22 protein-coding genes are annotated in these 25,013 nt (G+C 33.3%); 11 read left to right on the top strand and 11 right to left on the bottom strand.

Annotated elements, in window-relative coordinates; all coding sequences use genetic code 11:
• Nucleotides 1-2 precede the first annotated feature (2 nt).
• Nucleotides 3-1,355, top strand: coding sequence for a DEAD/DEAH box helicase (locus tag ACNQGH_RS18565; protein ID WP_417957513.1), 1,353 nt, complete (start codon nucleotides 3-5; stop codon nucleotides 1,353-1,355).
• 79 nt (nucleotides 1,356-1,434) lie between these two features.
• On the opposite strand, the gene ACNQGH_RS18560 is transcribed toward ACNQGH_RS18565, so the two are convergent.
• Nucleotides 1,435-2,547: a lactonase family protein gene (locus ACNQGH_RS18560; protein ID WP_417957512.1), complete on the bottom strand. Its 1,113-nt coding sequence runs from the start codon at nucleotides 2,545-2,547 to the stop codon at nucleotides 1,435-1,437.
• A gap of 182 nt (nucleotides 2,548-2,729) precedes the next feature.
• Between ACNQGH_RS18560 and ACNQGH_RS18555 the strand changes: the two genes are divergently transcribed.
• The 4 genes from ACNQGH_RS18555 to ACNQGH_RS18540 are packed head-to-tail and all read left to right on the top strand — an operon-like array spanning nucleotide 2,730 to nucleotide 6,964.
• On the top strand, nucleotides 2,730-4,658 hold the full coding sequence (locus ACNQGH_RS18555) for a vWA domain-containing protein (RefSeq protein ID WP_417957511.1): 1,929 nt from the start codon (nucleotides 2,730-2,732) through the stop codon (nucleotides 4,656-4,658).
• A 30-nt stretch (nucleotides 4,659-4,688) separates the two neighbouring features.
• Nucleotides 4,689-5,942 (top strand): dihydroorotase, encoded by a 1,254-nt coding sequence (locus ACNQGH_RS18550; protein WP_417957510.1) that lies wholly within the window; start codon nucleotides 4,689-4,691, stop codon nucleotides 5,940-5,942.
• A gap of 43 nt (nucleotides 5,943-5,985) precedes the next feature.
• The gene (locus tag ACNQGH_RS18545) at nucleotides 5,986-6,312 is read left to right on the top strand and encodes a hypothetical protein (protein WP_417957509.1); all 327 of its coding nucleotides are present in this window, start codon (nucleotides 5,986-5,988) and stop codon (nucleotides 6,310-6,312) included.
• Nucleotides 6,313-6,316: 4 nt separating this feature from the next.
• On the top strand, nucleotides 6,317-6,964 hold the full coding sequence (locus ACNQGH_RS18540; RefSeq protein WP_417957508.1) for an alpha/beta hydrolase: 648 nt from the start codon (nucleotides 6,317-6,319) through the stop codon (nucleotides 6,962-6,964).
• Between the two features lie 48 nt (nucleotides 6,965-7,012).
• Here ACNQGH_RS18540 and ACNQGH_RS18535 read toward each other — a convergent pair whose 3' ends face one another.
• Both ACNQGH_RS18535 and ACNQGH_RS18530 read right to left on the bottom strand, forming a co-directional pair.
• On the bottom strand, nucleotides 7,013-7,513 hold the full coding sequence (locus tag ACNQGH_RS18535; protein WP_417957507.1) for a hypothetical protein: 501 nt from the start codon (nucleotides 7,511-7,513) through the stop codon (nucleotides 7,013-7,015).
• Between the two features lie 11 nt (nucleotides 7,514-7,524).
• A complete protein-coding gene (locus ACNQGH_RS18530) occupies nucleotides 7,525-8,289 on the bottom strand; it encodes an MBL fold metallo-hydrolase (protein ID WP_417957506.1) in 765 nt (254 codons plus the stop codon).
• Between the two features lie 95 nt (nucleotides 8,290-8,384).
• On the opposite strand from ACNQGH_RS18530, the gene ACNQGH_RS18525 reads away from it, so the two are divergent.
• Both ACNQGH_RS18525 and ACNQGH_RS18520 read left to right on the top strand, forming a co-directional pair.
• Nucleotides 8,385-9,845, top strand: coding sequence for a TonB-dependent receptor (locus tag ACNQGH_RS18525; protein ID WP_417957505.1), 1,461 nt, complete (start codon nucleotides 8,385-8,387; stop codon nucleotides 9,843-9,845).
• A gap of 192 nt (nucleotides 9,846-10,037) precedes the next feature.
• Nucleotides 10,038-10,622, top strand: a complete 585-nt coding sequence (locus tag ACNQGH_RS18520; protein ID WP_417957504.1) for a hypothetical protein — start codon at nucleotides 10,038-10,040, stop codon at nucleotides 10,620-10,622.
• A 40-nt stretch (nucleotides 10,623-10,662) separates the two neighbouring features.
• On the opposite strand, the gene bcp is transcribed toward ACNQGH_RS18520, so the two are convergent.
• The gene (bcp, locus tag ACNQGH_RS18515) at nucleotides 10,663-11,115 is read right to left on the bottom strand and encodes a thioredoxin-dependent thiol peroxidase (protein WP_417957503.1); all 453 of its coding nucleotides are present in this window, start codon (nucleotides 11,113-11,115) and stop codon (nucleotides 10,663-10,665) included.
• Between the two features lie 224 nt (nucleotides 11,116-11,339).
• Here bcp and ACNQGH_RS18510 point away from each other — a divergent pair, with 224 nt between their 5' ends.
• The gene (locus ACNQGH_RS18510; protein ID WP_417957502.1) at nucleotides 11,340-12,005 is read left to right on the top strand and encodes an endonuclease III domain-containing protein; all 666 of its coding nucleotides are present in this window, start codon (nucleotides 11,340-11,342) and stop codon (nucleotides 12,003-12,005) included.
• Nucleotides 12,006-12,116: 111 nt separating this feature from the next.
• Here the strand turns inward: ACNQGH_RS18510 and ACNQGH_RS18505 are convergent, their stop codons facing one another.
• Both ACNQGH_RS18505 and ACNQGH_RS18500 read right to left on the bottom strand, forming a co-directional pair.
• Nucleotides 12,117-12,260, bottom strand: coding sequence for a hypothetical protein (locus tag ACNQGH_RS18505; RefSeq protein WP_417957501.1), 144 nt, complete (start codon nucleotides 12,258-12,260; stop codon nucleotides 12,117-12,119).
• A 51-nt stretch (nucleotides 12,261-12,311) separates the two neighbouring features.
• On the bottom strand, nucleotides 12,312-12,896 hold the full coding sequence (locus tag ACNQGH_RS18500) for an RNA polymerase sigma factor (RefSeq protein ID WP_417957500.1): 585 nt from the start codon (nucleotides 12,894-12,896) through the stop codon (nucleotides 12,312-12,314).
• Between the two features lie 412 nt (nucleotides 12,897-13,308).
• Here ACNQGH_RS18500 and uvrA point away from each other — a divergent pair, with 412 nt between their 5' ends.
• Nucleotides 13,309-16,095, top strand: coding sequence for an excinuclease ABC subunit UvrA (gene uvrA, locus ACNQGH_RS18495; RefSeq protein ID WP_417957499.1), 2,787 nt, complete (start codon nucleotides 13,309-13,311; stop codon nucleotides 16,093-16,095).
• 5 nt (nucleotides 16,096-16,100) lie between these two features.
• On the opposite strand, the gene ACNQGH_RS18490 is transcribed toward uvrA, so the two are convergent.
• The 5 genes from ACNQGH_RS18490 to ACNQGH_RS18470 all read right to left on the bottom strand — a co-directional run bounded on the left by ACNQGH_RS18490 (nucleotide 16,101) and on the right by ACNQGH_RS18470 (nucleotide 22,556).
• Entirely contained in the window at nucleotides 16,101-16,400 is a 300-nt protein-coding gene (locus tag ACNQGH_RS18490; protein WP_417957498.1) for a hypothetical protein, read from the bottom strand.
• Between the two features lie 557 nt (nucleotides 16,401-16,957).
• Nucleotides 16,958-18,427 carry a lipopolysaccharide biosynthesis protein gene (locus ACNQGH_RS18485; RefSeq protein ID WP_417957497.1) on the bottom strand — a complete coding sequence of 490 codons (1,470 nt, stop codon included), beginning with the start codon at nucleotides 18,425-18,427 and terminating at the stop codon, nucleotides 16,958-16,960.
• A gap of 8 nt (nucleotides 18,428-18,435) precedes the next feature.
• A complete protein-coding gene (locus ACNQGH_RS18480) occupies nucleotides 18,436-19,746 on the bottom strand; it encodes a glycosyltransferase family 4 protein (RefSeq protein ID WP_417957496.1) in 1,311 nt (436 codons plus the stop codon).
• A 52-nt stretch (nucleotides 19,747-19,798) separates the two neighbouring features.
• Nucleotides 19,799-22,225, bottom strand: coding sequence for a YfhO family protein (locus ACNQGH_RS18475; RefSeq protein ID WP_417957495.1), 2,427 nt, complete (start codon nucleotides 22,223-22,225; stop codon nucleotides 19,799-19,801).
• A 49-nt stretch (nucleotides 22,226-22,274) separates the two neighbouring features.
• Nucleotides 22,275-22,556, bottom strand: a complete 282-nt coding sequence (locus tag ACNQGH_RS18470; protein WP_417957494.1) for a DUF4834 family protein — start codon at nucleotides 22,554-22,556, stop codon at nucleotides 22,275-22,277.
• A gap of 123 nt (nucleotides 22,557-22,679) precedes the next feature.
• On the opposite strand from ACNQGH_RS18470, the gene ACNQGH_RS18465 reads away from it, so the two are divergent.
• Together ACNQGH_RS18465 and ACNQGH_RS18460 are read left to right on the top strand one after the other, a co-directional pair.
• On the top strand, nucleotides 22,680-23,651 hold the full coding sequence (locus ACNQGH_RS18465) for a transporter (protein ID WP_417957493.1): 972 nt from the start codon (nucleotides 22,680-22,682) through the stop codon (nucleotides 23,649-23,651).
• Nucleotides 23,652-23,657: 6 nt separating this feature from the next.
• Nucleotides 23,658-24,776, top strand: a complete 1,119-nt coding sequence (locus tag ACNQGH_RS18460; RefSeq protein ID WP_417957492.1) for a GTP cyclohydrolase — start codon at nucleotides 23,658-23,660, stop codon at nucleotides 24,774-24,776.
• Nucleotides 24,777-25,013: the final 237 nt, after the last annotated feature.

Genomic DNA, 25,013 nt, shown 5'->3' with positions numbered 1-25,013 from the left:
AAATGAGTACTTTCGAACAATTCAATCTCCCTAAATCTGTACAAAAAGCAATAGATGATTTAGGATTTACCACACCTACTCCTATTCAGGAAAAAACTTTTTCTGTAATAATGTCAGGAAGAGATATGATGGGAATTGCCCAAACCGGTACCGGTAAAACATTTGCCTATCTATTGCCTTTATTAAAGTTATATAAATTTACCCCGGGACATACCCCTAAAATAGTGATTCTAGTTCCTACCCGTGAGCTTGTAGTGCAGGTAGTGGAAGAAGTAGAAAAATTGACAAAATACATGTCAGTTCGAACTATTGGAATTTTTGGTGGCGTAAACATCAATACCCAAAAAACAGCGGTTTATCAAGGTTGTGATATCCTTGTAGGCACACCAGGACGAACAATGGATTTGACTTTAGACAATGTGATACGTTTTGAAGAAATGCAAAAACTTGTTATAGATGAGTTTGATGAAATGCTTAACTTAGGCTTCAGAACACAATTGACAGCACTTTTGGCGATGATGCCTAAAAAACGTCAAAACATACTCTTTTCGGCAACTATGACCGATGACGTAGATGCTATTTTGAATGACTATTTTGATTATCCAGAAGAAGTTACGCTTTCAGCATCAGGAACACCATTGGAAAACATCAAACAAATCACCTATAAAGTTGCCAATTTCAATACCAAAATAAACCTTCTAAAACACTTATTACAAAACAATGAAGACATGAGTCGTGTTCTGGTTTTTGTAAACAACAAGAAGATTTCAGATATGGTTCACGAACGTATAGAAGAAGATTTTGAAGGTCAGTTTGGAGTGATTCACTCTAATAAATCACAAAATTATCGTTTGAGCACAATGGCTTCATTCCAAGAAGGAAATTTACGTGGTTTGATCACCACAGACATCATGGCAAGAGGTTTGGATATTTCAAATATCACTCACGTGGTCAACTTTGAAATGCCTGAAATGCCTGAATTGTACATGCATAGAATTGGTAGAACCGGTCGTGCCGACGCAACAGGAACTGCAATAAGTCTGATCACGCCTCGTGAAGAAGAATCTAAAGTAGAAGTGGAAGTGTTGATGAATATGGAATTAGAAATCGAACCTTTCCCGGAAACAGTTGAAGTTTCATCTAAATTAATCGAACCTGAAAAAGACAGACAACCGATTAAGTTTATGATGAAAAAGCAAAAACTTGAAGGCGATGGCGCTTTTCAAGAGAAAAGTAAAAAAAATAAGAAAGTCAATTTGGGTGGACCTGGCGTAACCAAGAAAAAAACACATGGCTCGGTGAATAGAAACATGCTAAAAACCAGAGACAAAAAAAGAAAAGATAAGAATAAATAGAATAAAACAAGAATCAAAAAGGCTAAAAATGATTGTTCATTTTTAGCCTTTTTGATTTTTAACTTCTATGAATCTCACCTTAATTCTTTGTAAAAACTAAACAAACCGGAGAACATAAAGCGATTCTTTTTCCTGTATCCGTCAGTGCTCCCGTAGTTACATTTCTTTTAAAAATCACTACCTCATTCGTATATTGATGCGCTACCAAAAGAAATTTCCCCGTTGGATCAATTGCAAAATTTCTGGGTCCTTTACCTAAAGTACTCATTTGTCCTTTCGAAAGTAATTTTCCATTTTTTAGAATTTTAAAAAACGAAATAGTATTCGCTTCACCTCTGTTTGTTGCATATAAAAATTTTCCGTCAGGTGAAATATGAATATCTGCAGCACTGAAAGTCCCCTTGAAATCTTTAGCTAAAATCGTAGTTTCCTCTATTTTTTTCAATATTCCGTTTGAATAACTAAAAACCGTTACTGCTCCGTCTAATTCTTGCAATAAGTAAACAAATTTCCCATCGTTGCTAAACGTCAAATGTCTTGGTCCGCTTCCCGGTTTTACTGAAATACTATCTTTAATTTTTAAAGTTTCAGTCGCAGCATTCGGATTGTATTGATACGAATACACTTTATCATTCCCTAAATCATTAGACAAAATAAACTTTTTATCGGGAGAAAAATAAACCATATGCACATGTGGTCCTTCTTGTCTTTGTACATTAATTCCTTTCCCGTAATGCTGTATTACCTGTTTGGCTTCAGCAATACTCCCATCATTATTTTTACCGAAAACTGAAATATTCCCTCCAGAATAATTGGCTACAATTACATTTTTATCATCATTGATAATATAACAGGGATCAGCTCCTTTGGAACTTTGCTTGTTAATTAAGTTTAATTTTCCACTTGACGGATTATAGTCAAAAGAACTTACCGTACTTTCGGCACCGTTCTCATTTACGGAATAAACATAATTATTATTCTTTGAAACTGTTAAATAACTTGGATTTAAAACATTTTTAGTAGTGTTTTTAACATTAAAACCTCCAGTATCTGAATCGAAATCATAGGTGTAAATTCCTTTACTCTCACAACTGTTCGTATAGGTACCAATCAGCAAATTGAATCTGTTTTTTTGTGCTTGCACGCTTGTAAAAATGAAAATTAAAAGAACAACAACATAGGAATTTTTCATGTTTTTAAATTTTTTTGAAAAGCTAAAATACATAAATATTTTAGAATCAATGCCAATTGTTTGTTCCTTTGAAAAATTACGGCAACTTCAAACAAAACTGTCAACTAATTTGTATTTTTGATCAATGAAATTCAATGAACTCCATTGAAAATAAAATCCAGTGAAGTAAACTTGAAATCAAAATGCATTTTAAACATCCCGAAATTTTATACTTTCTACTCGTATTGATTGTACCAATTTTGGTTCATTTATTTCAGTTACGCCGTTTCAAAAAAGAAAACTTCACTAACGTTCGGTTCCTGAAATCACTTTCGATACAAACCAGAAAAAGCTCCAAAATTAAGAAATGGCTGCTTCTTAGCTGTCGTTCACTATTGCTCACTTGTATTATTCTGGCATTTGCGCAGCCTTTCTTCAATTCAAAAGACAGTAAAAATGCCACTACTAAATTGTATATTGTCTTGGATAATTCCTTTAGTATGCAAGCCAAAGGCAAAAAAGGCGAATTATTAAAACGAGCCATTCAGGAATTACTGGAAGAAACGCCCGAAAATCTAAATTTCTCTTTGCTTACCAATTCTGAGAATTATTGGAATACAGATATAAAGTCGGTTCGAAGTTCGTTACAAAATCTAAAATACAGCGCTGCGCCATTTCAGTTGGATCATATAATGGCAAAAATAAAAGCCCATAAATCAGCTTTTAAAAAAGAAGTTGTCATCATCACGGATGCCGTTGGACTTGATGAAAAACAATTAAAAAACAGTGACAAAAAAGATTCTCCTCAATTCATAATTCCCAAAACTGAACAAAAAAACAACATTTCCATTGACAGCGTCTTTATCAATAAAACACTCGATAATTTTTATGAAATCAGTGTCCGATTATCCGGTTATGGTGAAGATTTTAATCCAGTTCCTATCTCTCTATACAACGACAACAAACTTATTGCAAAGACGGTCGTAGCTTTAAACCCAAAGAAAAAAACCTTTAATTTCACGATTCCAAAACAAGCCTTTCACGGTTATGTTTCCATAGTTGACAATGGTTTGAGTTATGATAACACTTTATATTTTAGCATTTCAAAAACAAAGAAAATAAATATCATCAGCATTGGCGAAACAGAAAAAAGCAACTTTCTTTCCCGAATTTATACCAATGAAGAATTCAATTTTAATAATTACACTTTAGGCGCTCTGGATTATAATAAATTGGAAGAGCAAAATGCGATTGTTTTAAATGAATTGGATGAAATTCCACAAGCACTACAAACCACTTTAAAATCTTTTGTTGAAAAAGGCGGTAATTTAATTGTGATTCCTTCAGCAGAAACTTCGGTAACAAATATCAATTCATTTTTGATGAATTTTGGAAACCTAAAATTCAACGCTTTTGAAAACAAAGAAAAGCTGATTACTAAAATCAATTTCAGTCATCCTGTTTTCAGTACCGTTTTTGAAAATAAAGTTACCAATTTTCAATATCCAAAAACAAAAAGTTCATTTGTATTATCCAGCTCAAATCCGGCCGCTTTATCCTATGAAGACCAAAGTGTTTTCTTGACTTCATTAGCCAATTCGATTGCTACCGTTTATGTTTTCTCTGCTCCAATTAATATGGTAAATTCAAATTTCCAACAATCTCCATTGATTGTCCCTACTTTTTATAAAATGGCGACGAACAACCAAAACAATGCCATAAGTGCTTTGATCATTGGAAATAATAATCCGCATCTGACAGACGCTTCTTTAAATAAAGACGACATTTTAACTGTTAAAGGCTCAGACGAACAATTTATTCCTATCCAACAAATCCTGAATAATAAAGTAAAAATGATTTTCAATGATTATCCGGAACAAGCTGGAAATTTCAGTATTTACAATAAAAAAGAATGGTTAGAGAACATCAGTTTCAACTACAACAGAACCGAAAGTAATTTGACTTCAGCCAATGAAAATATGCTTTCTAATTATAAAACAACCGAGTCCATAACGTCGTTTTTTGAAGCTTTACAAACTGACAGAACGGATAATCAAATTTGGAAATGGTTTGTTATCTTTGCACTGTTATTTCTGCTAACCGAAATGGCAATTATACGGTTGGTCAAGTAAAGCCGAATTTCAAATCATTAAACAATCATTATGAATATAATCATCAGAGAAGCAAAAATTATCGATTCGAAAAGTCCGTTTCATAACAAGACAGTAGATATTTTAATTGTTGATGGTTTTATAAAAAAAATTGAAAAATCACTTCCGAATTTAGAAAAAACAGACGAAGTAAAACTGGATAATTTGCATGTATCGCAAGGTTGGTTTGACAGCAGTGTTTCGCTTGGAGAACCAGGCTTTGAAGACCGAGAAACCATTTCAAACGGACTTGATGTAGCTGCCAAAAGCGGTTTTACCGCAATAGGTTTACAACCCAACTCCTTCCCTGTTACCGACAATCAATCCCAAGTACATTTTTTGGTAAATAAAGCGTATGGTTTTGCCACACAACTTTTCCCTATTGGTGCTTTGACAAAACAAAGTGAAGGAAAAGATATGGCGGAATTATATGACATGAAAAATGCGGGTGCAATTGCTTTTGGAGATTATAATAAAAGTTTGAACAATGCTAACTTGCTAAAAATAGCTTTGCAATATGTTCAGGATTTTGATGGATTGGTCATCGCATTTGCACAGGACGAAAACATAAAAGGAAACGGAGTAGTTAATGAAGGTATCGTTTCTACGAGATTGGGTTTAAAAGGAATTCCAAATCTTGCAGAAGAATTACAAATCGCAAGAAATTTATTTCTATTAGAATACACCGGCGGAAAATTACACATTCCAACTATTTCGACTAAAAAATCAGTTCAATTAATCAAAGAAGCGAAAGCCAATGGATTGAATGTAACGTGTAGTGTAGCAGTGCATAATTTGGTTTTAACGGATGAGAAACTGGAAGAATTCGATACAAGATATAAAGTTTCGCCACCTTTAAGAACAGAAACAGACAGAAAAGCATTGTTGAAAGGAATAAAAGACGGAACAATTGACATGATCACTTCCGACCATAATCCAATTGACATTGAACATAAAAAAATGGAGTTTGATACGTCCAAAAATGGGACAATCGGTTTAGAAAGTGCTTTTGGTGCATTGATGACAGTATTACCATTAGAAACAGTAATAGAGAAATTGACATCTGGGAAAGCTACGTTTGGTATCGATATACAAACCTTTAATGAAGGCTCAAAAGCGAACATTACCCTATTCAATCCAGAACCAAAAAGTATTTTTACAAAATCTTCCATTCGATCGAAATCGAAAAACTCTGCTTTTCTGGGAACAGAAATTAAGGGTACCGTATATGGAATTGTAAATCAGGGAAAACTAATTTTAGCATAAATAATAAATCTCACAAAACCCAAAGTGAGAAAAATAAAAAAAAATGAATAACACTATCGAAGCAGGAAAAACTGCTGCAATTACAAGTTATATCTTAGGAATTGGCGTATTTATAGCCTTGTCAATGAATTCGGAAGACAAAAACACTTTTGCTTCCTTTCACATTCGCCAAGGATTAGGACTCACTTTAACTTTCATATCGTTGGGATTAATCATTAGCAATTTCGACAGCTTAATGATTTCCGCCCCTATGTGGATTTTTGTATTTGTTTTATGGTCCTATGGAATTACCAGTGCGATAAAGGGGGAAACAAAACCAATTCCTTTATTAGGAACCTATTTCCAAAAATGGCTTAAAAACATATCATAACCAAATGAATTTATCTTTAGAATATAAAATACGAGAGCCAAAAATAAAATTGGACAAAAATCCTCTTTTACTTTTATTACATGGTTACGGCAGCAACGAGGAAGACTTATTTTCATTTGCAACCGAACTTCCCGATGAATATTACATTGTTTCAGCACGAGCTCCTTATAACATGCAATATGGTGCTTATGCTTGGTATGCTATCAATTTTGATGCTGATGAAAACAAATTCTCAGATCACGAACAAGCCAAAAAATCGAGGGATCTAATCGCAGGATTTATTGATGAATTGATTCAGACCTATCCAATTGATTCTACAAACATTACTTTGATTGGCTTCAGTCAAGGTTCCATTTTAAGTTATGCCATTGCATTATCGCATCCTGATAAAGTGCAAAAAGTAGTTGCGTTGAGTGGTTATGTAAGTGAACCTATTTTAGAAGAAAATTACTTAAGAAACGATTTTACAAAACTTAAAATATTCCATTCTCATGGAACTGCAGATCAGGTAATACCTGTTGAATGGGCGCGAAAAACAAAACCATTTTTTGAGAAATTAGGTGTAAAATCTACCTATAAGGAATATCCTGTAGGTCATGGTGTCGCACCACAAAATTTTTATGATTTCAAGAATTGGCTTCTTGAAAATTAATATTCAGTTTCAGCCGCAGTGAACGGGAAACTGCGACTGAAATATACTTTATTTTTGATACAATAATGATTGATTTACTTCAAAGGTAATGCTGTCATCATCATTGACAAAATATTTCAATAATACTTCTCCCCAAATTTCACCATCACTAAAATCAGCAATAATCCACCGATGATTTAGAATTTTAACTTTATTAATGATGAATTTATTAGCCCCAATTTTATCCTGACCTACATAGGGATTTCCACTAGGATTTGAATTGTAATCCAATAATTTCTCGGTTACAAAGGGGATTAATTTTTCATATTGAATTATTTTTCCTGAGTTTGAAGATTCAAAATAATTTTGGGCATTTTCATTTTTTTCCAAAGAAAAATAGTTGGCGTCCGTTAATTTATTTTTGACCAAATTCAAACTATCTTTCAACTTTGTTGTTACCTTTTTATATCGCTCCTGTTCAAAAACTACTTCCTTACTCAAAAACATATACGTGTAAACATTAAATAGTAAAGCGAGAATAAAAGCGTAAAGCAATAATGATTTTTTCATTTTAAGACTGATTAAATTGTAATTTCCAAATTATCATATGCCAGGAAAACGTTTTCAGGGAGTCTTTTTTGCACTTCCTCATGAAAACCAAGAATATGACTGATGTGAGTAATATAGGCTTTTTTAGGCTGGACCAAAGTTATAAAATCTAATGCTTCCTGCAAATTGAAATGCGCAATATGAGATTCTTCACGCAAAGCATTAATAACCATTACCTTTAGATTTTTTAATTTTTCGATTTCACCACTTTCAATTGTTTTCACATCGGTCAAATAGGCAAAATCATCTATTCTATACCCAAAAACCTGCAGTCCCGCATGCATCACATCTACAGGAACAGCAATTTTATTACCAATAGGAAAGGGCTGATTATTAACTACTTCAATTGTTTTAACACAAGGCGCTCCCGGATACCTGTTTACAGTTTCAAAAACATAATCAAAACGTTTTTTTAGATTATCAATTACCCTTTGATGCGCATAAATTGGAATCTCGCCTTGTTTAAAGTTAAACGGACGAATATCGTCCAAACCGGCAGTATGATCGGAATGCTCATGAGTAAACAGGATACCGTCGACTTTTTGGCAATTTGAAGAAAGCATTTGCTGTCTAAAATCAGGTCCGCAATCGATTACGAATGAGTAGTTTTCCCAAGAAACCCAAACCGAAACCCTAAGCCTTTTATCCTTAAAATCAGTACTTTTACATACCGGGTGATTACTCCCAATAACAGGAATTCCTTGTGATGTGCCAGTACCTAAAAAATATACCTTCAATTCTCTTAGATTTTTTTACAAAAATAGGGTTAATTCTCTTTCATTAGAAACCTATTTAATTAACTTTGTAACATATTAGCCATATTTAAAATAAAATGGGTACTGAAATAAAATTAAAAGGTGACAAAGTCATCGAGCAAATTCCTTCCATAAAAGACAAAGCACTTCGTATCAACTTGAATGAGAATATCTACGGAACTTTCGCGGAAATTGGTGCCGGGCAAGAAACTGTAAGACATTTTTTTAGATCAGGTGGATCTTCCGGTACTATTGCAAAAGCGATGTCAGCATATGATAAAGATTTTAGTGATGCCGTATACGGTATCGAAAAAGACGGACGGTATGTTACGGAAAGCAGGTTAAAGAAAATGCTTTCTCATGAAGTCAACTTAATAGAGCAGCGTTTAAGCAGAGAAAAGCATCCTAACAAAATGTTTTTTAGTTATGCCAATACCGTAGCCACTATTGATTTTGCCAAACAATTTAAAGGACATGGATGGGTTGGAATCAGTTACCAAATTGAACCGGATGAGGATTATAATGAAATTATTATTCATATTCGTTTTAAGGAAACAGATGTTAGATTGCAACAAGAAACTCTTGGTATCCTTGGTGTGAATTTAATTTATGGCGCTTACTATAAATACAATGATCCGAAGCGCTTGTTGCGTTATTTATACGATCACCTGGATAAAGATCAGCTAGAAATAGATACTATTAATTTCTCAGGACCTCGTTTTGCAGATGTAGACAATCGTTTGATGAGTTTACAGTTAGTAAAAAATGGAATGACTGATGCGGTTATGTTTAATCCAGACGGAAAAAACATACTTCCTGCAGCCATCTTATACAAAAAAAATATTCTTGCTTTCAGAGGAAGTTTTCGTCCGGTTACAAAAGTAAATATGGACATGTATGAGAAGTCATTAAAAATGTTTCTGAAAGAAAATAAGGTAGAAGTCGATAATACTCTTGTTGTTTTTGAAATTACTCTTTCGAATTTGCGATCGGATGGTGAAATTGACGAAAGAGATTTTATGGATCGTGCCGAATTACTTTGTTCGCTAGGACAAACGGTAATGATATCTAATTTCCAGGAATATTATAAAGTGGTTGAATATTTTGCCAACTACACCAAAGCTCGAATGGGATTGGCTATGGGTGTAAATAATTTGGTTGATATTTTTGATGAAAAATACTACCGCCACTTAAGTGGTGGAATTCTGGAAGCTTTCGGTAAATTATTTTACCGTGACATGAAAGTCTTTTTATATCCAATGATGGGCGAAAACGGTGAAATTATCACTTCAGACAATTTGAAAGTACATCCTAGAATGAAAGAATTGTACAAATTCTTCAAGTTCAATGGGAAAGTTGTCGATATTGTAGATTACGACCCTAATATTCTGGAAGTATTCTCTCGTGAAGTACTTAACATGATAAGTCAAGGAAAACCAGGTTGGGAAACGATGCTTCCTTCCGGTATTGCTGAAATTATAAAAGAACATCACCTTTTTGGCTACGATCCAAGTAAAGTATTGAAAGCAAGCAATTAATAGTTTACATAGTAAGAAGAAAGACCAAGAAAAAAGACATTAAAATAGTCCTTTTTCTTGGCTTTTTTGTCTTTAAAATATCGGAAAAAACTTAAAACATTAAAAAGTTATATATATATATATATATATATATATATATATATTTGATACAAAGTATTAAAAACCAAAATAATTTAAGTACCGATAACAAAAATGAAATTCCCAATTGTAATTCATCAAAAGCCAACTATACTGGAAATATTTTTTATTACAATTATACTTTCAATTACTTTTATTCCTTTCGTTTACGGGATAAAAAACAAACACCCCATATTTTGTCTTAGTATGATTTTGGGTATTATCTGCTTTAAATTATTTAATATATTTACAGAAGGCAAATTCACTCTTTTAAAAATCATTCAAAAAACGACAGCAGTTAGTTTTTCTAAAAACAACGTTGAAATTAACGAAAATCAAAACAGTACAATTCACAAATGGAGCAATTTACAAGAAATCGAAATCGACATATTTGCTTATAAAGGCCGATTTTATGCCAAAAAAAGACAGTATCAAGGAATTGAGAATTCAATTAAATTTAGCGAAAACGGACAAAAATTTAAATATCGATTTTACATCGAAAATGTTAATCAATTTAAATTATTAAAAGAACAATTTAACGAAACAATTCTGCCCCAATTAAAACAATTCCAAAATTTAAAAGAAGAAAGCTATTTAAAATCTCAATTAAATTTTTCCAGAAATTACAACAACCTTAATGATGATACTGATTATCTATAAAAAAACACCACAAAGAGAATTCTCTTGTGGCATTTTTGATTTATTTTAAAATCTGAGCTGCATGCGCTTTGGTTTTCACATCAGAGATTACCTCGTCTATAATTCCATTTTCATCGATCACAAATGTGGTTCTGTGAATCCCTTCATATTCTTTCCCCATGAATTTTTTTGGTCCCCAAACCCCAAAAGCTTGAATTACTGATTTATCTTCATCGGCCAATAACGGAAAAGGGAAGTTATATTTTTCTTTGAACTTTGCCTGAGCTTTCTGCGGATCTGCGCTCACACCAAGAAGTTCATAATTATTCGCTTTGAAACGCTCAAAATTATCCCTAAGATCACAAGCTTCAGCTGTACATCCCGGAGTATTAGCTTTTGGATAAAAGAAAACGACTAGTTTTTTTCCTTTATAATCGGCTAATTGATGTGGTTTTCCGTCCTGATCCAGGCCAGAAAAATTGGGTGCCTTATCTCCTTTTTTTAATGTTGTCATTAGCTCTATTTTTAGTTTATTAGATTTTCTATTTGTGCTTTCATCAGATTCGTGCCCTACCCCTTTTTAAATACCTCAGTTCTCTTTCTTGAAATAGTAAATGGATCAAAGGAAGTTTTTGCAATTCCTTAAAAAACCAATACAAGAGAAACAGCTTCAATCCAAAATCGGATTAGGCACATAATAGAATTTACGCTATTTTTACGTTTTATAAAAATACAAAAATGAACAAACAGGAACGTGTACGATTTGTTATAAATACGTTAAAAGAATTGTATCCAACGATTCCTATTCCGCTGAACCATAAAGATCCTTATACGTTACTGATTGCGGTTTTACTTTCGGCACAATGCACGGATGTTCGTGTGAATCAAATTACACCTTTGCTTTTTGCTAAAGCGGATAATCCGTATGATATGATAAAAATGTCAGTGGAAGAAATTAAGGAAATCATACGACCTTGCGGCTTGTCACCAATGAAATCCAAAGGTATTCACGGCTTGTCCCATATTTTAATTGATAAACATGGCGGAAAAGTGCCCCAAAGTTTTGAATTCCTGGAAGAACTGCCGGCGGTTGGACATAAAACTGCAAGCGTGGTGATGTCTCAAGCCTTTGGCGTTCCTGCTTTTCCTGTTGACACCCATATCCATCGATTAATGTACCGATGGAATTTGACTAATGGAAAAAATGTGGTGCAAACGGAGAAGGATGCCAAGCGCATTTTTCCAGAGGAAATATGGAATGATTTACATTTGCAAATGATTTGGTACGGCCGGGAATATTCACCGGCACGTGGTTGGGATTTAGACAAAGACATTATTACCACAACGATTGGACGAAAATCGGTTTTAGACGATTACTACAAAAAAAAGCCCATCTCTAAATAGTAGATTCCACTAATTTTTAGTAAAAACTAGTGGAATCCGGTTATTCAAGTCCTAAAAAATAGAACCTTGAATTTTTTCAATACAATATCATCCAATCTTAAATTGATTTTTTTAATTCGCTATAATTTCGAAACTTTTATCTTCAATTTTTATTACGCTTAACGCTTTTGAATAATTCAATAAAAAAGAAACGACTTCTTTCTCGGGCTTCATGCTCTTAGTAACTAATGATTTTCTGGAGTAAATTTTTGCCATATTGTAATAAATTTGTTTTTATATTACAACGGAGCAAGTTTCGATTTATTGTTAATTAGTTAAAACAATTTGATGTTTATCTATAACTTTTCTTAAATTCATCAATGCATAACGCATTCTACCTAAAGCAGTATTGATACTGACTCCGGTTGTTTCAGAAATTTCTTTAAAACTCATATCCTGATACATTCTCATGACCAAAACTTCTTTTTGATCTATAGGAAGTTCTTCGATAAGTTTTTTCAAATCCATTTCGACTTGTTCGGCAATTATTTTGTTTTCTATTGTCAGGGAATCGTCGGACATTATTGAAAAAATAGAAAATTCCTCTGTTTCTCTAAACATTGGCATTTTTTTAGTTTTTCGGTAATGATCCACAATAAGATTATGAGAAATTCTCATTACCCATGGTAAGAACTTTCCTTCTTCATTATAGGAATTTGATTTTAAGGTTCTTATTACCTTAATAAAGGTATCTTGAAAAATATCATTCGATATATCTCTATCAGAGATTTTAGAATATATAAAACCATAAATTTTTGATTCGTGCCTTTTGATTAATGATGCTAAGGCATCTTCATTACCTGCAACATAATCCTGAACCAATAATGCGTCTGGAAGTTGTGTACTAGCCATAGTTATACTTTTTAGTTTTTAATTAAATGGAGATCTTTCTCTAAAAAGTAGTTTTGTAGTATAGGCTAATGGATTAATTAGGGTTATTTAATGGTCAAATTTAGCAAATAATTATTTTAACAAACAAATAAAATAAATAAATATTAACATCTAAAGAATAAAAATGTTAAAATTCAGGCTAAGATTTTACATTCGGGTGCTATAAATTTACACAATAATAGTTTAAAAAAATATTTTTTTTTAAACTATTATTGTGTAAAGAATTAAAAAACAGCCAAATAAAACTATTTCACACGAAATTTAGTGCTATTAAAGAATTCCAAAAAAAAACCGTATTTCTGATTTCATTCCGTTTGTTCAACCTCTTTACTCCGATGAAAATTGATTACTTTTGTGAAAATTAATTGTTTTTATGCAAGTTGACCTTTCTACATTAGATCCTAAGAAAAATATTATTATCAAAGGCGCACAAGTACATAACTTAAAAAATGTAGATGTTGCGATTCCTCGAAATAAATTAGTTGTCATCACTGGACTTTCCGGATCAGGAAAATCAAGTCTGGCATTTGATACTTTATATGCCGAAGGACAACGCCGTTATGTAGAAAGCTTATCCTCATATGCAAGGCAATTTCTTGGTCGTTTGGACAAACCGAAAGTGGAATATATTAAAGGAATTGCTCCTGCAATTGCCATTGAACAAAAAGTAAATACTACGAATGCACGTTCTACGGTAGGAACTTCAACGGAAATTTACGATTATATAAAATTATTGTTTGCCAGAGTAGGAAGAACTTACTCTCCTATTTCAGGACGAGAAGTCAAAAAAAATACAGTTACCGATGTGGTTACCGATGTGAAGCGTTTCGACATAGATAGCAAATGGCTACTCTTAGCTCCTGTTCACCTGGAAGAAGGCCGAAAACTGGAAGACAAACTAAAAGTCCTTCTGCAACAAGGTTTTGCAAGGATTCTGGTTAATAATCAAATGGTTCGTTTAGACGAAATCGATCAGCACACTTTAGACAATAAAGATATAAAGCTCATTATTGATCGAATTGTTGTCAAAGACGAAGAAGAATTCTACAATCGACTGGCGGATGCAGTTCAAACTGCTTTTTTTGAAGGAAAAGGAATTTGTTTTTTACAGGAATTAAATTCGGATAAAACATTTTCTTATTCCAATAATTTTGAACTGGATGGTATTACCTTCCTGGAACCAAATGTACATTTATTCAGTTTCAATAATCCTTATGGAGCTTGCCCCATATGCGAAGGTTACGGAAATATAATAGGAATTGATGCTGAATTAGTAGTTCCTAACACAACTTTATCCGTATTTGAAAACGCTATTTTTCCCTGGAGAGGCGAAAGTATGAGTTGGTTTCGGGACCAATTAGTAAACAATGCCTACAAATTTGACTTTCCAATCCATAAACCTTTTTATCAATTATCTGAAGATCAAAAAGAGTTGATTTGGAATGGAAACAACTACTTCCAAGGTTTACATGATTTCTTTAAGGAATTAGAAGAAAAAAATTATAAAATTCAAAACCGTGTGATGCTTTCTCGTTATCGTGGTAAAACCAAATGTTACTCCTGTAAAGGGAAACGATTGCGAATCGAAGCTTCTTACGTAAAAATTAATGACAAAACTGTTTCCGATTTAGTTGATTTACCTATTAAACATTTGGTTACCTTTTTTGAAAGCATTGATTTAGATATTTACGAAAAGCAAATTGCAAAGCGATTATTGGTAGAAATCAATAATAGATTATCTTTTTTAACTGAAGTTGGTTTGGATTATCTTACTTTAAACAGAAATTCAGCAACACTTTCAGGGGGAGAATCACAACGCATCAACTTAGCAACCTCATTAGGAAGCAGCTTAGTGGGATCCATGTATATTCTTGATGAACCCAGCATTGGCTTACATCCGAAGGATACAGAACGATTAATAAAAGTATTGCTGTCGCTCCGTGATTTAGGCAATACTGTTATTGTAGTAGAACACGACGAAGACATCATGAAAGCAGCTGATATGATTATCGATATTGGCCCTGAAGCAGGAACCTTAGGGGGTAATTTAGTCGCTCAAGGCACTTATGACGAAATTCTAAAATCGACTTCACTTACAGCAAAATATTTGAATGGTGATCTAGCAATCACCGTTCCCAAGAAACGAAGAGCTTTCAAGAATTTTATAGAAATAAAAGGAGCCAGAGAAAACAATCTACAAAATATAGACGTTACATTCCCATTGGACGTATTGACGGTAATTACAGGCGTTTCAGGAAGTGGAAAAAGCACGCTGGTAAAAAAGATTTTGTTTCCTGCCATGCAAAAAAAGCTGGAGAATGTAGGAGAAAAAGCAGGGCAATTTACTGAAATGACAGGTTCATTTTCACAAATCAAGCATATTGAGTATGTGGATCAAAACCCAATTGGAAGAAGTTCCCGTTCTAATCCGGTGACTTACATTAAGGCTTATGACGACATTCGGGAATTGTATGCCAAGGAAAAATTATCAAAAATAAGAGGATTTCAGGCCAAACATTTTTCTTTTAATGTTGATGGCGGGAGATGCGAAACCTGCAAAGGGGAAGGTTCTATAAATGTAGAAATGGTTTTTATGGCTGATGTGCAATTGCCTTGTGAAACCTGCAATGGAAAACGATTTAAGAAAGAAGTTTTGGAAGTTGCCTTTGAAGGCAAAAATATAAACGATATTCTAACGATGACTATAGATGATGCCATTGCATTTTTTATTGCTCATAAGCAAGCTAAAATCACTCAAAAACTTCAACCGCTGCAAGATGTTGGATTGGGGTATGTGCAATTGGGACAATCGTCTTCTACACTTTCAGGCGGAGAAGCCCAACGTATAAAACTTGCTTCGTTCTTAGTAAAAGGAGCCACAAAAGACAAAGCCCTTTTTGTTTTTGACGAACCTACAACGGGACTGCATTTTCATGACATCAAGAAACTATTGGCTTCATTTGATGCTTTGATAGACAAAGGGCATTCGATAATTGTAATCGAACACAACCTTGATCTTATAAAATGTGCCGACTGGATTATTGACCTGGGTCCTGAAGGAGGGGAAAATGGCGGAAAATTATTAGCCGTGGGAACTCCTGAAGAAATAGTGAAAATAAAAAAATCAATTACTGGAAAATACCTAAAGGATAAATTATAAAAAATTTATTCAGAATAGCACTTTTCTTCAAATGTATTTCCATCCTCATCTATGGCAACTAGTATCTTTTTCTCTCTGGAAGACACATACGTTAAATAAATCCAAGCTACGGACCATAAACCTAGTGTAACGCAACAAAGTAAAAAATTGAAACTGTGATCCACTTCTTTTGCATCTTTTGATAAGACTGCAAATGGCAGCGCATCATTTCTCTCGGTAATAACAAATCCATTATGAATTTTATTAGCTATGATACTAGAAAATTTTTGTAGGCTTTCTTCGTTGATGTATTGGTTGCTTTGCATAATTATTGGGGTAAATTACTTTAGCTATTTATTATTCTTTTCAAAAATATTTTGTAAAAATATCATCTGCAAAAATAAGGACCACCCCTCGTTTCCACAATACCCACTTTTAGTGATTTTTCAATTATTTTCACAATTTGATTTTTATGTTTAAAACTCTAAATAGAGTACAAATATATTTTTAAAAACGCTTTTACATATTACATAATACTTGAAAAATATTATATAATTCACACTATTCTGAATTCCTTGTTAGTTAAAAAAACTATTTTCAGACAAAACAATAGTAATAACCTAAAGAACAACTGAAAAGACAACAAACTGAATAAAAACTTACAGTTGCTATTTTTCAGCTAATTTATATAAAAAAATGCTGTTAAAGATTAAAAAAAAATTATTATTTAAGCGATTTTTAATAATAAAATTGATTGGAGTAATTAATTTAAGCACCCTTAAAGGCTGTATGTAAAATAAAATCAGAACCTAAATGCGGTAAAGACTCCAAAATTTCATAATCCTTTTTAGGATAACTTAATTTTGTAGCAGGAAAAATTATTCTAAATGTACTTTCTAAACTTTTTCAATACGTTATCAATAACCTGGTTTATTTCAGCAGAAACAACAAATTTATAATTAATATAAACATATAAAACGGTCACCAAAGCAGATTTCAATCCAATACTGATTATAGGATGAAAAGGAAACTTCCAGAAATAAAATAGCAAAAACAGTACAAACGTAATTACTATCGAATACAATGTCTGACCGGTAAAAGGATATAAATCCAGACGCTTAACAACAAAAAGCAATTTGGCAAGGCTGTATAATGTTATCGATAGTAGCGTGGCAAAAGCAGAACCCATAATGCCATAAATTGGAATAAAAATCATATTCAGGACTATGGTTAAGACTACTAATGCCACACCCAAAAACAAAACTGTTCTATAATATTTAGTATTAAAAATAATGGCATTATTGTTCCCTAAAATCAAGTCGAAATATTTAGAGATACCAATCATAAAAACAACCAAAATACCCCCGCTGTAATCCTTAGGAACCATTTCGTACAATTGATTGATATTCACAAAAATCCCCAACATCACCAAACCGCCTACCACTTGCAAATTAATCGAAGTTTTTTTGTAAAGATTATTCAGTTCATCATGTTTATTTTCATGCATCAATCGCGCAGTAATAGGGTAAACAATCTGATGCATGGCACGACTTGGAACAGATATCACTAATGCAATATAAGTCGCGACAGAATAAAAGGCAATATTCTCGATATGCATATATTGATTCAGTATCATTTTATCTCCATCCAAAAGTAAATTTGCAACACTTCCAGACAAAATAATATAAAAAGTATAGGTCAATATTTCTTTTGTATTTCCTGGAATTGTAAACTGAAAAGTGGGTTTCTGAATACTAAACGCATAGAACATAGTTACCAAAAACGCCAAAAAATACAATCCTGCTGTTGCATATACGAAACCTTCCACAGTAAGCCAATTATAGTACACTCCTATTAATAGAAATAATGAAAACAATCGCAAACCTACTTCCTTAATAAAATTTCCGAAAACAGAATGCATGTGTACACGCAGCCAGGCATAAAAAATTTCAAAATATGCCATGCACAACCCGATAAATGGTATCAACCAAATATAATTTTTGACAATTGCATTCTTTTTTGATAAAAAGAATAAAATCTCGTCATAAAAGAAAAGTCCAATTAATAACATTGGAACTATTAATAGAAAAGGGAATAAAACCGTAAAGGATAAAAACCGGGATTTCTCCTCTTCGGTTTCATATTGAGAATAAAATTTTACCAACGTATTTTGCATTCCTATGGCAAACAAAGGCATAATGACATTAGCGCAAGAAGTTACGTAATTAGTCAAACCATAAAAAGTTGCTCCGAGAAAAACAGGATACAAATAAATGGTATTGATACCACCAATTCCAAAACCAATATAGGTTATTATCGTATTTTTTAAAGACTGATTTAATACTATTCCCATTATTGAGGTTAGAAGTTAGAGATTGTTTGTCTGTTTAAACTAATCAATTGTGATAATTCTTTGGTAAGGTTTTTTCTGGAATAACGTTGTAAACCCACTCCATTTGCTTGTAATTTTCCTGTCAAAAACTGATTATAAAAATCCAAAATTACACTTTTTAGTTTCACTTTCTCAGAATAATCAAAAAACACACCTGTATTGGTTTGGGTAATGATTTCGGCAAAATCAGATCCGCTGGGTCCAATCGCGATAATGGGCCTGTTGGAAACCATATATTCGAATAATTTTCCTGGAATAATGCTTTTGGTATCCTCAGAATCTATTTCAATAAGCAGTAAAACCTGTGATTTTCTTTGATGGGCAATCGCTTCCGCATGAGAAACATAGCCCAAATTATTCAAATAGGAATTCAAACCAAACTGAATCAGGGTTTCCAATACTTCCTGACTTACTGCGCCAATTAATTTAATTTCTAAATGCGATTTGAAATCCGGAATCTCATCGAGCAATTCAACCAAACTCTCCCATAGCATTATTGGATTTCTTTCAGAAAGCAAGGAACCGATGTGCGCTAAGCTAAATTTCGCATCCAATGCTTGTTTTTCGACATTTTCTGTATCGTAACCATTGGTTATTACAGTAATTGGTTTACTTGTAATGGCCTGAAATTCAGTTTTAGTAGTTTTACTCGTTACAATAATGGCATCCGCAGCATTTAAAACCAGATCTTCTAATGCTTTGTGTTTTTTGACTGCATAATCTGACAATCGCAAGGATTTGTGATAGCCAATGGTCGTCCAGGGATCTCTGAAATCAGCAAACCATTTTAAATCTAATTTTTGTTTTAATGCTAAACCAATGAGATGCAAACTGTGTGGAGGCCCCGAAGTAATAATCGTATTTATATTATTTTCTTGAATGTATTTTTCTAAATAAGAAACGGATGGCTTTACCCAAAAAACACGAGCATCCGGAATAAAAAGATTCCCACGAATCCAAAGAAAGGCTTTATCAAGAAGGCTCTGCTTTTTTTGATTGGGAATAATTCCTGAACTGATTTTTTTTGTTTTATTTTTTGAAAAAAACGAAGCTAATTGGTACGGTTCAAAGATTTTATGTTTCAGAATAATTGCCTTATCCGAAACCTCCTTTACTAAATTTTCATCAACAATGGGATACGTTGGGTTCTCTGGAATAAATACAATGGGTTGAATTCCAAAATCCGGCAGGTATTTTACAAACTTGAGCCAACGTTGAACACCTGGTCCTCCTGCCGGTGGCCAATAGTAAGTAATTATTAATAGTTTCTGTGGTTCCACGTTTAAGGTTTCAAGGTTATTGCACTAATTTAAATTCTAAAATCTTAAATTGTTAATCAACAGTCTTAAATCCTTTTTTTCTTTCAAAATAAATTCCACCAGCTAAAAGTAACAGCATTCCAACTGAACTAAAAAGTGCAATTGAACTTCCCGTTTTTATAACTTGTGGCTCAAACTTAAATTCCACAGTGTGTTTTCCTGCAGGAATAACAAGCGCTCTTAGGGTATAATCGACTCTTATATGAGGAGTCAATTTGCCATCAACATAAGCATTCCAGCCTTTTCCATAATATATTTCAGAGAAAACGGCCAAACCTTCCTTCCCATTGTTCGAAGTATATTTCAAGTGGTTCGGTTTGTACAAATCTAACATTATTGTAGCTGAACTGTCTTTGGCGAAAGCCTTATTTTTAACTTCAAATTCCTTTTGATTTACAACTGCCACATTTTTAGAATCTAACCTGTCCAATGCTTTCATTTCTTCATCTGCAGAACTTACTACTTTTACCTGACTCACAAACCAGGCGTTGCCATTGGTATTAGAATTTTGAGTCGGGAGAGAATTGCCTGTAGTATCTTTTTGAATCACATACTTAACATTAAGCATGTTAAGAACTTCCATATTATTTTTAGCAATTTGATAATCAATTAATTCCTGCATTCTTCGAGGTCTTACAGCACTATAACCACCAATAGATTTATGGAAATAAGAAGTTCTTGCACCTAATAAATCCCCAACTTCAAAAACCCTGTAATTAGTCGTATCTTTTAGAATCTGTGTATCTGCACCGGTTTCCTGAAAAGGCACTTCTACCTCTCTTCCATTGACAAAATCTTTACCCGAAACATATTTTTTATCAACAAAAAATAAATCAAAAATCATTAGAAGCCCCACCAAGATTATCGTTGTATTTTGAGCCAATTTATTTTTTATAAAAAACCATAAAACACCTGCTGAAAGCAAAATAAAGAACCCCGAACGCAATAAATCCGCACTGTACAAACTCATCCGGTCTCCTTTGAGCGCATTTATAAAATCTGGTCCATAATTTTGTAAATAATAGTCATCATTACCCCCAGAAAAACTAAAAAGGCTTTTACACAAGAATAAAATCAGAATCACTCCCAAACTAAAAGTTCCCGCTTCTAATAAACCTTTCTGCTGCAGCTTCGCGTTCTCTTTCCCTAATTTAAAAAAAGACTGCAATCCCACGATCGCCAAAACAGGGAAACACAACTCTAAAATTACCTGTATCGAAGAAACCGCTCTAAACTTATCATACATTGGAACATAGTCAATAAAAAAGTCAGTTAAACTCGGAAAATTTTTACCCCATGAAAGAACTAATGCTACAATGGCTCCCGAAAGAAATACGTACTTAATTTTTCGTTTGTCAACAAACAAAGCCAAGATTCCTAAAAAGAAAACTACAGCTCCAATATAGGCAGGTGCAGCTACAATAGGCTGGTCGCCCCAATAGGTTGGCATTCCCGAAACAAAATCGCTCGCCTGTGCTTCCGGTACACCTTTACCGATCATGAAATTATACATCTCGCTATCTTTGCCTAGAGCTTCATGATTTGAACCTCCAAAAAGTCTTGGGGCAATAAGATTGAAACTTTCAGCGATTCCATAGCTGTATTCTGTGATATACTCATGCGTCATAGCACTATTGCTAGTCGTTTTTGTCCCGTCAGGATTAAAGGTTAATTCACTTTTGCCACGAATACTAAAATTAGCATATTCTGAAGTAGCTAATAAATTTGTTGCATTAGCTCCCAAAGCTAAAATTCCGGCTACTGCCAGAACTCCAAAAGAATACAAAAGTGATTTATATTCCTTCTCTTTTACAGCCATATAAATAAAATAACCGGTAAGTATCAATAAGAAAATCAACAAATAGTATGTCATTTGGAAGTGGTTCGCATTAATTTCTAATGCCGTGGCAAACATCGTAAGTAAACCACCAAAAATATATTTTTTTCGAAACACCAAAATAAAACCGGCAATAACAAGCGGCATATAAGCAATGGCATGTGCTTTGGCATTATGCCCAACACCAAGTATAATAATCAAATATGTAGAAAAACCAAAAGCCACTGCGCCAAAAAAGGCTTTCAAAGGATCGATTTTTAAAACCAGCATTAACCCATAAAAACCTAGAAAATACAAAAACAAATAGTCGGCGGGACGAGGTAAAAATCGCACTGCATCATCAATCATTCCGATATAATCGTGAGGATACTTTGCGCCTAATTGGTAGGTAGGCATCCCTCCAAAAGCTGAATTTGTCCAATAAGGTTCCACATGGTCTGAGGCTCTAAAGTCGTTTTGCTCTTTGGCCATTCCCGTGTATTGGGCAATATCCGATTGGAAAATTTGTTTTCCCTGCAATACAGGATAAAAATAGATTAGAGATAGTAGTACAAAACCAATTATGGCCAGCGCGTGCGGATAGAACTTATTTATTATTTTCAATTTTTGAAGGTTAGGTTTACAGTATGAGAGCTACGTTTTACGGGCAAATTTAATCTATTTCTTCGTAATCAACATATTCTCCTACTTTCTTGGTTTCACGAGGATTTTTGGCATTCGCGGAATTGTAAATCACTTCGTCTTTACTTTGAGTTGTATTCCAAGAACTGCCCTGCGCATTTTGTTGCTGTTGTTGAAAATTTTGCCCCGCTTTCTCCACTACTTTTTTAACTAATAAAGGCAAGAATAACTTCGCCAAAAATTTAAAAATGTAATAGAAAGCAAGCATATAAAAAAGTGCTTTTATAAAACCGGAAAATGAAGCAGTTTGCATAAATGTATAATTTTTTTCAAAATTAATAAATCCAACGTTCAAAATTAAAATATCATTCTTAAATAAATAATAAAATATAGTACATTTGAAAAGCGTTATTACTTTTTAACCAAAAAAAATAATATGTTCAAATTCAAAATCTTCATTGCTGCAGCTATTTTTATGATTCCGTGCATTCATTATGGCCAACACACCGATCAGATCAACTCCAACCGACCTGGCGAAACGATGTCGGCTTTTGCGGTTGGAAAGTCTGTTATCCAGATTGAAACAGGCATTTATGGTATCAAAGAGAAACATAATTTATTGAATTATGACGCCAATGGTTTTGGGATTGATGCCACATTAAGGTATGGATTGTTCATGGAAAAATTAGAATTAATAGCCGATTTGCAATACCAAAACGAGCAATTCACAACATTATTCAGTAACACCAATCGATCAGCACTAAAACAAACCGTTTTAGGAGCCAAATATTTGATTTATGATCCCTTTAAAAATTATGAAAAAAAGGTGAATGTATACAGCTGGAAAGCCAATCACACTTTTAATTGGCATCAATTAATCCCTGCTGTTTCCGTATTTGCAGGAGCTAATTTCACCATGGCGGATAATCCGTATTCTTTTTCTCCCAAATCCAGTATATCTCCAAAAATCATGTTGATTACACAGAACCATTTGGGCGACGGAACATGGGTTTTTGTAACTAATATTATTGCCGACTACGTAACAACTGATTATCCAAGTTATGGTTATGTATTGACTTTGACTAAAGGATTCAATGATAAATGGTCCGGTTTTCTAGAAAACCAAGGCTTCAAAAGTGATTTTTACAGCGATGCGATTGTTCGTGGTGGAGCTGCTTACTTATTGAATAAAGACATGCAAATTGATGCATCAATAAGCACTAATTTCAAAGATACGCCTTCCGTTCTTTATGGCGGAGTTGGTTTTTCATGGCGCTATGATGCTAACTACCAGGAAGTGCGAATGAGTATTGACAGCGGTGATAAATCCCAAACAAAAGCGGAGAAAAAAGCAAAAGCAAAAGCAAAAGCAAAAAAACGCAAAGACGAAATAGAAACTACACCCTAAATAATAATGATTACAGTACAAGAAGCAAAGACAAAAAGCGAATTAACGGAATACATTAAATTCCCTTTTTCGTTATATAAAAACAATAAAAACTGGGTTCCTCCAATCATCGCAGATGAACTGGAATCATTTGACAAAACCAAAAATCCTGCTTTCGAAAATGCCGAAGCCTATTTCTATATTGCCTACAAAAACAATGAAATTGTAGGCCGAATTGCTGCCATAATTAATTGGAGTGAAGTGAATAATCAGCAAAAAAAGAAAGTGCGTTTTGGTTGGTTCGATGTTATTGATGATATTGAAGTGACGAAAGCACTTTTAGAAAAGGTCTACGAATTAGGTCGGAAAAACAATTTAGAACATGTTGAAGGACCAATGGGATTCTCCAATTTAGATAAAGTAGGTATTCTAACGGAAGGTTTTGACGAAATGGGAACCATGATTACATGGTACAATCATCCCTACTACGCGACACATTTTGAGCAATTGGGTTATGTTAAAGAGAAAGAATATATAGAAAGTAAATTTCCTTTTTCAAATGTAAAAACGGAATTTTTTGAAAAAGCGAATGATTTGGTTAAAAGAAGATACCAATTAAGTCCGCTTAATTTCAAAACTACCAAAGATGTGATGCCACATGTGGATAAAATGTTCGATTTATTCAATAAATCGTATGCTTCTTTATCCTCTTTCGTAGCCATTTCAGATACGCAAAAAGAATATTTCAAGAAAAAATACATCAGTTTTATCAATCCTGAATTCATCAAATTTGTTGAAGACAAAGACCACAATATTATTGCTTTTAGTATCGTTATGCCTTCTTTTTCGGAAGCATTGCAAAAATCCAAAGGAAAACTATTCCCCTTTGGATTCCTGCATTTACTGAAAGCAAGAAAACAAAGCAAAGATGTTATCTTCTATCTTATAGGGGTTCTCCCAGAATACCAAAACAAAGCGGTTACAGCAATCATATTTAAAGAATACTACGAAACTTTTAAAGAAAAGGGAGTTATTAATTGTTTTAGAACACCTGAATTAGCCGAAAACATGGCTGTTCACAACTTGTGGAAACATTTTGATCCTGTAATTCACAAACGCAGATGTACTTTTTTAAAGAATTTGTAGCAATTATAATAATTAAAACTAAGAAATCCATCGGCCGCAGCGAGGGCACTGAAAAAGTCTTTTTTAAGGATTAATTGTTAATAAAAAGGAGTAGAAAACCTCGGTTTTTCTGCTCCTTTTTTCGTACATTTAACTGTAACCATAAGGCTTTTTAGATGTTAGTTCAGCAACAAAAAATTCAATTCAGTCCGTATTCTTCGTTATATGATTTAATCGTTCCCCAGGATAATTTGCTAA

Origin of the sequence: Flavobacterium kochi, from assembly GCF_048286715.1 — a bacterium.
Lineage (GTDB): Bacteria > Bacteroidota > Bacteroidia > Flavobacteriales > Flavobacteriaceae > Flavobacterium.
Note: the sequence above shows the minus strand (reverse complement) of the source record. Positions and strands in the feature narration are given on the sequence as shown.

Excerpts from the sequence above, each read along its gene's own strand:
- ACNQGH_RS18565 (WP_417957513.1), top strand. The coding sequence starts at position 3 with ATGAGTACTTTCGAACAATTCAATCTCCCTAAATCTGTACAAAAAGCA.
- ACNQGH_RS18560 (WP_417957512.1), bottom strand. The coding sequence starts at position 2,547 with ATGAAAAATTCCTATGTTGTTGTTCTTTTAATTTTCATTTTTACAAGC.
- ACNQGH_RS18555 (WP_417957511.1), top strand. The coding sequence starts at position 2,730 with ATGCATTTTAAACATCCCGAAATTTTATACTTTCTACTCGTATTGATT.
- ACNQGH_RS18550 (WP_417957510.1), top strand. The coding sequence starts at position 4,689 with ATGAATATAATCATCAGAGAAGCAAAAATTATCGATTCGAAAAGTCCG.
- ACNQGH_RS18545 (WP_417957509.1), top strand. The coding sequence starts at position 5,986 with ATGAATAACACTATCGAAGCAGGAAAAACTGCTGCAATTACAAGTTAT.
- ACNQGH_RS18540 (WP_417957508.1), top strand. The coding sequence starts at position 6,317 with ATGAATTTATCTTTAGAATATAAAATACGAGAGCCAAAAATAAAATTG.
- ACNQGH_RS18535 (WP_417957507.1), bottom strand. The coding sequence starts at position 7,513 with ATGAAAAAATCATTATTGCTTTACGCTTTTATTCTCGCTTTACTATTT.
- ACNQGH_RS18525 (WP_417957505.1), top strand. The coding sequence starts at position 8,385 with ATGGGTACTGAAATAAAATTAAAAGGTGACAAAGTCATCGAGCAAATT.
- ACNQGH_RS18520 (WP_417957504.1), top strand. The coding sequence starts at position 10,038 with ATGAAATTCCCAATTGTAATTCATCAAAAGCCAACTATACTGGAAATA.
- bcp (WP_417957503.1), bottom strand. The coding sequence starts at position 11,115 with ATGACAACATTAAAAAAAGGAGATAAGGCACCCAATTTTTCTGGCCTG.
- ACNQGH_RS18510 (WP_417957502.1), top strand. The coding sequence starts at position 11,340 with ATGAACAAACAGGAACGTGTACGATTTGTTATAAATACGTTAAAAGAA.
- ACNQGH_RS18505 (WP_417957501.1), bottom strand. The coding sequence starts at position 12,260 with ATGGCAAAAATTTACTCCAGAAAATCATTAGTTACTAAGAGCATGAAG.
- ACNQGH_RS18500 (WP_417957500.1), bottom strand. The coding sequence starts at position 12,896 with ATGGCTAGTACACAACTTCCAGACGCATTATTGGTTCAGGATTATGTT.
- uvrA (WP_417957499.1), top strand. The coding sequence starts at position 13,309 with ATGCAAGTTGACCTTTCTACATTAGATCCTAAGAAAAATATTATTATC.
- ACNQGH_RS18490 (WP_417957498.1), bottom strand. The coding sequence starts at position 16,400 with ATGCAAAGCAACCAATACATCAACGAAGAAAGCCTACAAAAATTTTCT.
- ACNQGH_RS18485 (WP_417957497.1), bottom strand. The coding sequence starts at position 18,427 with ATGGGAATAGTATTAAATCAGTCTTTAAAAAATACGATAATAACCTAT.
- ACNQGH_RS18470 (WP_417957494.1), bottom strand. The coding sequence starts at position 22,556 with ATGCAAACTGCTTCATTTTCCGGTTTTATAAAAGCACTTTTTTATATG.
- ACNQGH_RS18465 (WP_417957493.1), top strand. The coding sequence starts at position 22,680 with ATGTTCAAATTCAAAATCTTCATTGCTGCAGCTATTTTTATGATTCCG.
- ACNQGH_RS18460 (WP_417957492.1), top strand. The coding sequence starts at position 23,658 with ATGATTACAGTACAAGAAGCAAAGACAAAAAGCGAATTAACGGAATAC.